Genomic DNA, 7,039 nt, shown 5'->3' on the forward strand with positions numbered 1-7,039 from the left:
TTGCTGAATGAGGAATGGTTTGGGTAGGGGCAATCCCGTGGTTGCCCTCCGTCAGGGGTAGGCACGGGGGCGCTAACCCCTACAGCCATTTATCTCCTCGTTCTGCAACGCCAAAAAAGGCACCCTTTTGAGTGCCTCATCGATCGCGCGATCATCAACCGTGATTAGGCTACACTTTTGCGGCGGTGACGCTTAAGCCACCCACCGATCAAACCCACTGCTGCAAGTCCGGCAACACTGCCCGGTTCAGGAACTGGCTTTGCCCTAAAGATCCGCTCACTGCCATCTGATAGCAGCACCCCAAAACCGATCTGCCCTGAATCGTTTAAGCCTTTGTCGATGATGGTTAGATCTAGCACTGACAAACCGTTAAGAAAGTCACCGACTGCAATCACTTTGTTGGCGATCGGGTCTGCTCCATTAAAGATTCCTTTGCCGCCATTATCTAACTCGGCAAGAAATGCCACCTCGCCATTGTTGTTCAATGCCGGATCAGAGGTAAAAAGGCTGAACGCGCCACTGGTGTCGGCGATCGTTTTCAACCCTTTCTCCGTGCCCGTAAAGATTCCGCGATCTCCACCGATCAATTCTCCGACAAACGCCACCGTTCCCTGATCATTGATAGCAGCAGAACTAAATCGGTTGAATTTGCTGCTAACGATCGTTTTGACGGTGCCGCCATCACTGACAAAGACTCCGCTTTTACCTGTATCTAAGGTTGCTGAGAAGGCAATTTTACCCGAATTGTTGATTCCAGGAATAGTGTAAATAGCGAATGGGCCGTCGCCTCCCACGGTGTCAATCCCGCCTACAAAAGAACTAAACTCACCCAGGGTGCTAACCACGGGTGTCACTTTCCCATTGCTGCTACTAAAGATTCCAGATTCACCAGCACCAAAACTCGCAAAAAACGCGATCGTCCCGGCATCGTTGATCGCACTTGAGCCAAAGAAGTTAAATTCCTTGCTGGTGCTATCGGCGATCGTTTTGACCACGCCCCCTGTATTTGCGTAGATGCCACTCTTAAGCAATGTGGCCGTTGGGTCAGTCGGGGGCCCACCGTTTGGATCAATTTTAGATAAATCGACTAGATTCCCTGTGAAAGTTGCGGTGCCCGTGTTGTTGAGCGAGGAATAAAACGTCACATTATAAGGGCCGTTGGGGTCTGAAATCGGCGTGATACTGCCACCGCTGCCTGCGGAAACCGCGATCGGAGGAGCTTGAGGACTCACAAACGTTTCAAACGACACAAGTCCTTGATTGTTGATCGCGGCATTGCGGAAAATACGGAATGGCGAATTAGCTGAATCGCTGATCTGAGTAAAATTGAAGCCTGCCGCTTGAGCAGGCAGACTAATCGATAAACTCAGCATTGTGGCTGCACAGCCTAGATGTGTTCTCGTCATGCCTAGACAAAACTTCATAAATTTTCCTCAGATATCAGATAGCTGACGGGATGCTTTTGATACTAAGAAAGTTAATCATCATAAAGCTGTATCAGGAGAGTAATTTTTATCAAACTTTCAAGAATGTGTAAAGTTACCGTAAAAACACGGAGACCACCTTCCGTATTTCCCTCAGAGGTGCTTGTCTAAATAGCCTGGTTTTTTATGCCTGATTTTAAGGAAACTAAGAGCTTACGCATTCAATAAGTAGTTCAATTCTGAAGTCAGCCATTCGCTAAACATCCGGTTTAATATCTCTCGATGTCGCTCTGGCGTTAGTTCAGCCGGGATAAATTCTTCAACCATCAGCAAGTGACTTACCTGGTCGATCGTCAGTGGGCCGATCACCTGCCCTGGAATCGCGCTAAACACGATCGCCGACAAATCTGGCTTGAGGCCGCGGCGATAAAGCTTGCCTTCATATCCACAGTGATATCGACGCTGATAATCAATATCATAAAGATGAGCCGCTTCATAAAAACTGATTTCGTCTTCCTGAATCTGATAAGAGATCTCTTGGGCAAGCTGCTCATAAGGAACGGCGAACCGATAGAGCAAAACCTGGTCGAAATCTAACTGGTTTTCAGTAAAAAACCGTTCGACTTCTTTAGCAAATAAAGTTTGAGATAACTTTTGAGCAATCAAGCGATCGCGAATTCCCGCTTCCCAATCATCGGCGGTGACTAGCTGATCTGACAACCAGGCTAGCGTGTCACTCGATCGAAACAATCGGTTTTCATAGCGCATCCGATCTGCCTCGGCTTGAATCTCATCAGGGGTCAAGCAAATGCCTCGTGCTTCTACTGCTTGATCGATAATTTTTTGATGAAAAATCTTGCGGCAGACTTCCTTAATCTGCATCTCTTTTCTTAATGCAAACGTGATTGTTTCTGGTTGAATAACTTCTCCTTTAAAGTTAGTCATCGGTTTTATCCTTGACTCGAATTAAACAAATATTTTTCTGCTATCAAAAATAGAAACGATTGCGATTTCCACCCCTTCCTGAGCCAAATTGATTAATCACAATAAAAATTGGCATTGAGATATTGGTTGAGATTGCAGTGTTTCCGATCGAGGTTCCGCCCAAGTTTGCCACCGTAGAAGAGGCTGCCGGAAAAATATTCAGTGATTGCAAAATGGGTTGAATCATTGAGAACCACGAATTATTACTTCCCGCATAGCCCTCATCAGAGCCTCTGCTCCATCTTCCACCCCCTTCAACATCAGATAATGTAGTCACTTCTTCTACATAATCAATATCAGAAATTATCATCTGTGTGATCTCCTAAAGCCTAACAAAATTGGTCTTAAAGTTTGCTTAATAGTAAGGGGTCTAGGCTCGATCGTTTTCAGTAGGTTAATAACAAGACGCAATCAGCGCTATCAATAGAGCCTAGACATTGCAACAGTGGAACCACAGCCGACTGACTTTTTTCTAAAAGGCATGTTTCGCCGATTGAGACTCCCCTCACCAAGGCAAAATTTTGCAAAAATAGCACTTGATTAAGGGGAGTTTGTAAAGGCTCAACCTGCTTCACCGATTCTAGGGTTGAGCGCGTTAAAGGCCCAAAACAACGGCACCAAAACCAGAGGTGTCAATACTCAAACTAGCACCATTGGCAATAGCAACGCTACCAGCAGGCCCGGAAGTCGATGCAGTTTGCAGCAGTGAGGATTGTTGCTGGAATTGAGTAAAGTTGGCAGATAGGTCAATTCCGCCTTCTAGGTTGTCTGCTTCAGTTGCGATTTCTAGATAGTTCAGTTCTGAGATAATCATATTGTTCTCCTGTGGGATGAGTGTTTTGGTTGTTAGCAACTCTGTTTGAGCTGTTATGTATAAGATATCTCTCTAAATTTGCAGATGGGGTGTTCTTTGCAGTTTATGTAGCCAATATGGCGAAGAAATTTATAGAAGCATTTAAGGCATTCGTTAATGGTCAAAAATACAAATTTAGCGCGTCTAATTTAATAAACGCGCTAAACATATAAGCTTTTCGGAATTAGATATAGAAGTAGATATTTCTCTAGTATCAAAGAATTACCTAACCCGTCAATTCATAATTTAAATCCCTAAGAAGATGGCACCCAAACCGAATGTGGAAATATTTAAACGCCCGATATTTGCAAAAGCCGAACTACCATTTGGGCCTGAAACTGCTCCGGTTTGCAGCATTGAAAGGGCTTGATTAAAGGCAGTCAAAGTTGCTGCCCAATCTGTTCCACCTTCTAAGTTATTTGATTCGGCAGCAATTTCTAAATGGCTCAGGTCAGAAATAATCATCAGTTTCTCCTTTCTAATTTAGTGCTGATTGGTCAATTAATCACGCTGTTTTAGCTCCTCTTTATAAGATATCTTGTTCAACTTTAGTTAGGGGTTTTATTGCAGTTTATGTCGCCAATATGGCAAGAATTTTGTAGTAAAAAAGCGCGCCTACTGTCTGCAAACGCGCTGGTCATGCCCTATGTTATTGATGAGATAGAAAGGAAGATTTAGCCGTTTGCTTGATGTCTTGAGCTTTAAGCTCCCAAGACGATCGCGCTAAAACTGCTCGTATCAATCTTCACATGTTGAGCATTGGCAAACGACGTGCTGCCGCCAGGGCCAGAGCTAGATCCAGTTTGCATAACTGAAAGCTCTTGGGCGAACTGAGTGCCCGTGATCGATAGGTCTAATCCACCTTCTAAATCACTCGCTTCAGTGGCAACTTCTAGATAGCTGAGTTCTGAGATAATCATAATGTTCTCCTGGGTAATGAGATGTTTTTGTTGACTAACAACTCTGTTTAAGCTGTTATGTATAAGGTATCTCTTCAAATTTGTAGATGGGGTGTTTTTTGCGGTTTATGTAGCCAATGTGGCTGAGATATTTTGTGAGCACGATCGAGACATCAACAAATGACTAAACAGCAAAAAAAGCGCCCTCACAAATAGTAAGTGCGCTAAGAATGCTCTATTCAATAGATGAAAAATTGATCTTTTCTCAATGCGTGCGATCACTCAAATCGTTAAGCTCCCAAAAGGATTGCGCTAAAGCTACCCGAATTGGTAATCACATGTTGAGCATTTGAAAGAACTGTGGTGCCAGCAGGGCCAGAGCTAGAGCCAGTTTGCAAAACTGAGAGTTCTTGGGCGAACTGAGTAGCCGTAATCGATAGGTCTAATCCACCTTCTAGATCATGTGCTTCAGTGGCAACTTCTAGATAGCTAAGTTCAGAAATAATCATGATGTTCTCCTGAGTAATGTGGTGTTTTTGTTTGCTAACAACTCTGTTTAAGCTGTTATGTATAAGGTATCTCTCCAAATTCATGACTAGGGGATTTCTTGCCGTTTATGTAGCCAATGTGGCTGAGATATTTTAAGTCGGCTCTCAGATTAGCTTTAGCGATCGCAGGACCGATAAAGTTTTAAATAAAATAGGGTAAGAACGACTCGATTTCGTGCGTTCTTACCCCAAAAGACTATGGTATTCAACTATCTAAAGCCAACCTTAAAAGCTGTTCTTAAAATTAGTAGGACCCTGATAGCCAGAAATCTTTGCCAACTCATCCAACGGCTTTTGACCCGAATAAAACTTGCCGTTAATCTCCCAGGTTGGAAACCCAAACTTTTGACCTGTCTCTTTCTCAATCTTAGGCGCAACCTGTTGACACAATTCTGTCTGCGGATTTTTGCCCTCAGGTGCACACTCAATAGAAGGCACATCTTTTAGCGCCTGAACACCAAATATTTTCTTCTGCTCATAGCAATGAGGGCACCAGTAGGCACTATACATCTTCGCCCCAATATTTTTGAGATGTTGAGCCAACTCAACCTCGGCAGGCCCAGACGTATCAGTAATGGTGAAGAAAGCCTGCCCACTTGCCGGACCGAGACTATAAGATCCGCCAGCATCGGCATTGGCTGAATTAATCGGGGCATAAATGCCCAACGTGCCGACCAGCGTCACCGCAGCCACCACAACACCTGTGAAAAAGAGTTGTCCCACATCGTCCCAGGTGCGCCCCAACAGAGTTAAGACAAACATCGCGGCTGCAAAAGTGGCTGACGCAATGCAGTAATAGCAAACCGTTTTGAGGTCGAATGCTAAAACATACATTAAATAGCCGCTAAAGAGCAGCATGGCCGTTGAGCCAGCAAACAGCAGCAGCCAGGTTCGATCTTCTAGGGTGGTTCGCAGCGATCGCTTCTCTTCTGCATCCACCGCTAGCGGAGCTAGTGCAAACGTCGCCATGCTCGCGTAAGCCAAAAAGCCAAACAGTGACAGTGGCAATCCTAGAACTTTGGCGTAAGGACTATTGAGCACCGATTCGCAGTTGCTTGTGCAGACTGGGCTGCTGTCTAAGAATTTGTTGATCGTGAGATAGCCTGTAATAATGGCTCCCAGGATGGCGATCGACCCAATTAGAGGGCGTGACCAGCGATGAATCCAGGGGGTAGAACGTCGGCGCATAAGCGTTTTAGATAGAGTAGCTTTAAGGGTTTGCGACCCGGTTAATGGGCGCATTCCCATTTTGACCGATCCGACCTCGGTTAGCGGATCAAATTTAGGCACAAGGTTTTAAGTTTGTTTGCTCTAGTTTATGTCAAGAGGGTTAGAAGACTTTGAAACCTAGTCTTAAAATAGAGTAGTCTACGATCGTGTTTCCTGAAATTACTTGCAAACTGGTTTTGTTTTTGCTACTTTAGTTAAGCGCTGAAAGACAGCCCCTTCCGCCGGGATAGCTCAGTTGGTAGAGCAGAGGACTGAAAATCCTCGTGTCACGAGTTCAAGTCTCGTTCCTGGCATTCAGTTATATCAAGCAAAAAGCCCACTGCATCAAGCCTGTGGGCTTTGTTTTTGGCGCATCTATCCCAAACCGTTGTCTGCACGTTAGGTGCTTTTAGACGGGTTTAGGGGCAGAATTGGGGAAAATTGGGGGAATTTTTAGAAAAGGAAAAATAGGCAAGCTTTAGACTGAACAACAGATTCCTCCAATTCCCCCAAAGGAGTTGCCTATGTACTCGTCACAGCCAAAGCCCCAGCCCCAGCCAAAGCCATAGCCCCAGCCCCAGCCAAAGCCCCAGCCCAGAACGGAGCGGAAGCTAACGCTAGGAGCACTCCATACACGCTATATAGCAGCCCAGGGATAATCAAGCCAAGCCAAGGAATTTCCCTTTGGAGACGACTATTTGCAGGTTGAGCGGGTTGGGCATTAGGGGTGGAGATGGGGGTGACTGGACGGACTTCTTCTCGCCGATAGAGTGGGCGTACTGGGGGAGGCGAAGACCGGGAATCTGTGGAGCGGTGGTCAGGCGATGGAGTGGCAGGAGGTGTTTGAGGCGGTGATGACTGCTCTCGTGGGGGTGATGCACTGCTTGACTGAGATCTCTGAACTGCAATAGCTCAGATCTTGCAGCAGTCTCAACAGGGAGTTGCAAAACGGCTAAAAGTCTGTAAGAAAGGGCGTAGAAATAGTTGAATTAGGACTTTCAACGTTCAACGGGTGCGACCTTTATTTGATACCCTTAGAGCGCAATGGAAAAGCCATATTGATTCAGCTTGTTCCAGAATTGATCCCAACGGGTTGAGGTTAAGACTAACGCTCTCAAACTC

Annotated in this window: 9 protein-coding genes and 1 tRNA gene; 2 read left to right on the forward strand and 8 right to left on the reverse strand. The window is 45.5% G+C overall.

Going from position 1 to position 7,039, the window contains the following annotated elements:
- Positions 1–164 precede the first annotated feature (164 nt).
- The 8 genes from BRW63_RS16770 to BRW63_RS16815 all read right to left on the reverse strand — a co-directional run bounded on the left by BRW63_RS16770 (position 165) and on the right by BRW63_RS16815 (position 5,896).
- A complete protein-coding gene (locus BRW63_RS16770) occupies positions 165–1,424 on the reverse strand; it encodes a DUF7453 family protein (protein WP_073073072.1) in 1,260 nt (419 codons plus the stop codon).
- Between the two features lie 213 nt (positions 1,425–1,637).
- Complete coding sequence (locus BRW63_RS16775) at positions 1,638–2,369, reverse strand: peptidylprolyl isomerase (protein ID WP_073073074.1); 732 nt, start codon at positions 2,367–2,369, stop codon at positions 1,638–1,640.
- Between the two features lie 43 nt (positions 2,370–2,412).
- A complete protein-coding gene (locus BRW63_RS16780; RefSeq protein WP_073073075.1) occupies positions 2,413–2,718 on the reverse strand; it encodes a hypothetical protein in 306 nt (101 codons plus the stop codon).
- Positions 2,719–3,003: 285 nt separating this feature from the next.
- Positions 3,004–3,222 carry a CTB family bacteriocin gene (locus BRW63_RS16790; protein ID WP_073073079.1) on the reverse strand — a complete coding sequence of 73 codons (219 nt, stop codon included), beginning with the start codon at positions 3,220–3,222 and terminating at the stop codon, positions 3,004–3,006.
- Between the two features lie 285 nt (positions 3,223–3,507).
- Entirely contained in the window at positions 3,508–3,726 is a 219-nt protein-coding gene (locus BRW63_RS16800; protein ID WP_073073083.1) for a hypothetical protein, read from the reverse strand.
- 236 nt (positions 3,727–3,962) lie between these two features.
- Positions 3,963–4,181 (reverse strand): CTB family bacteriocin, encoded by a 219-nt coding sequence (locus BRW63_RS16805; protein ID WP_073073085.1) that lies wholly within the window; start codon positions 4,179–4,181, stop codon positions 3,963–3,965.
- A gap of 269 nt (positions 4,182–4,450) precedes the next feature.
- Positions 4,451–4,669, reverse strand: a complete 219-nt coding sequence (locus BRW63_RS16810) for a hypothetical protein (RefSeq protein WP_073073087.1) — start codon at positions 4,667–4,669, stop codon at positions 4,451–4,453.
- Between the two features lie 264 nt (positions 4,670–4,933).
- Positions 4,934–5,896: a vitamin K epoxide reductase family protein gene (locus BRW63_RS16815; protein ID WP_223257404.1), complete on the reverse strand. Its 963-nt coding sequence runs from the start codon at positions 5,894–5,896 to the stop codon at positions 4,934–4,936.
- A gap of 262 nt (positions 5,897–6,158) precedes the next feature.
- On the opposite strand from BRW63_RS16815, the gene BRW63_RS16820 reads away from it, so the two are divergent.
- Both BRW63_RS16820 and BRW63_RS28360 read left to right on the forward strand, forming a co-directional pair.
- Positions 6,159–6,231: transfer RNA gene (locus tag BRW63_RS16820), tRNA-Phe, on the forward strand.
- Between the two features lie 456 nt (positions 6,232–6,687).
- Positions 6,688–6,828 (forward strand): hypothetical protein, encoded by a 141-nt coding sequence (locus BRW63_RS28360; RefSeq protein ID WP_181314426.1) that lies wholly within the window; start codon positions 6,688–6,690, stop codon positions 6,826–6,828.
- Positions 6,829–7,039: the final 211 nt, after the last annotated feature.

Source organism: Phormidesmis priestleyi ULC007, from assembly GCF_001895925.1.
GTDB lineage: Bacteria > Cyanobacteriota > Cyanobacteriia > Leptolyngbyales > Leptolyngbyaceae > Phormidesmis_A > Phormidesmis_A priestleyi_A.

Excerpts from the sequence above, each read along its gene's own strand:
- BRW63_RS16800 (WP_073073083.1), bottom strand. The coding sequence starts at position 3,726 with ATGATTATTTCTGACCTGAGCCATTTAGAAATTGCTGCCGAATCAAAT.
- BRW63_RS16775 (WP_073073074.1), bottom strand. The coding sequence starts at position 2,369 with ATGACTAACTTTAAAGGAGAAGTTATTCAACCAGAAACAATCACGTTT.
- BRW63_RS16790 (WP_073073079.1), bottom strand. The coding sequence starts at position 3,222 with ATGATTATCTCAGAACTGAACTATCTAGAAATCGCAACTGAAGCAGAC.
- BRW63_RS16810 (WP_073073087.1), bottom strand. The coding sequence starts at position 4,669 with ATGATTATTTCTGAACTTAGCTATCTAGAAGTTGCCACTGAAGCACAT.
- BRW63_RS16805 (WP_073073085.1), bottom strand. The coding sequence starts at position 4,181 with ATGATTATCTCAGAACTCAGCTATCTAGAAGTTGCCACTGAAGCGAGT.
- BRW63_RS16815 (WP_223257404.1), bottom strand. The coding sequence starts at position 5,896 with ATGCGCCGACGTTCTACCCCCTGGATTCATCGCTGGTCACGCCCTCTA.
- BRW63_RS16770 (WP_073073072.1), bottom strand. The coding sequence starts at position 1,424 with ATGAAGTTTTGTCTAGGCATGACGAGAACACATCTAGGCTGTGCAGCC.
- BRW63_RS16780 (WP_073073075.1), bottom strand. The coding sequence starts at position 2,718 with ATGATAATTTCTGATATTGATTATGTAGAAGAAGTGACTACATTATCT.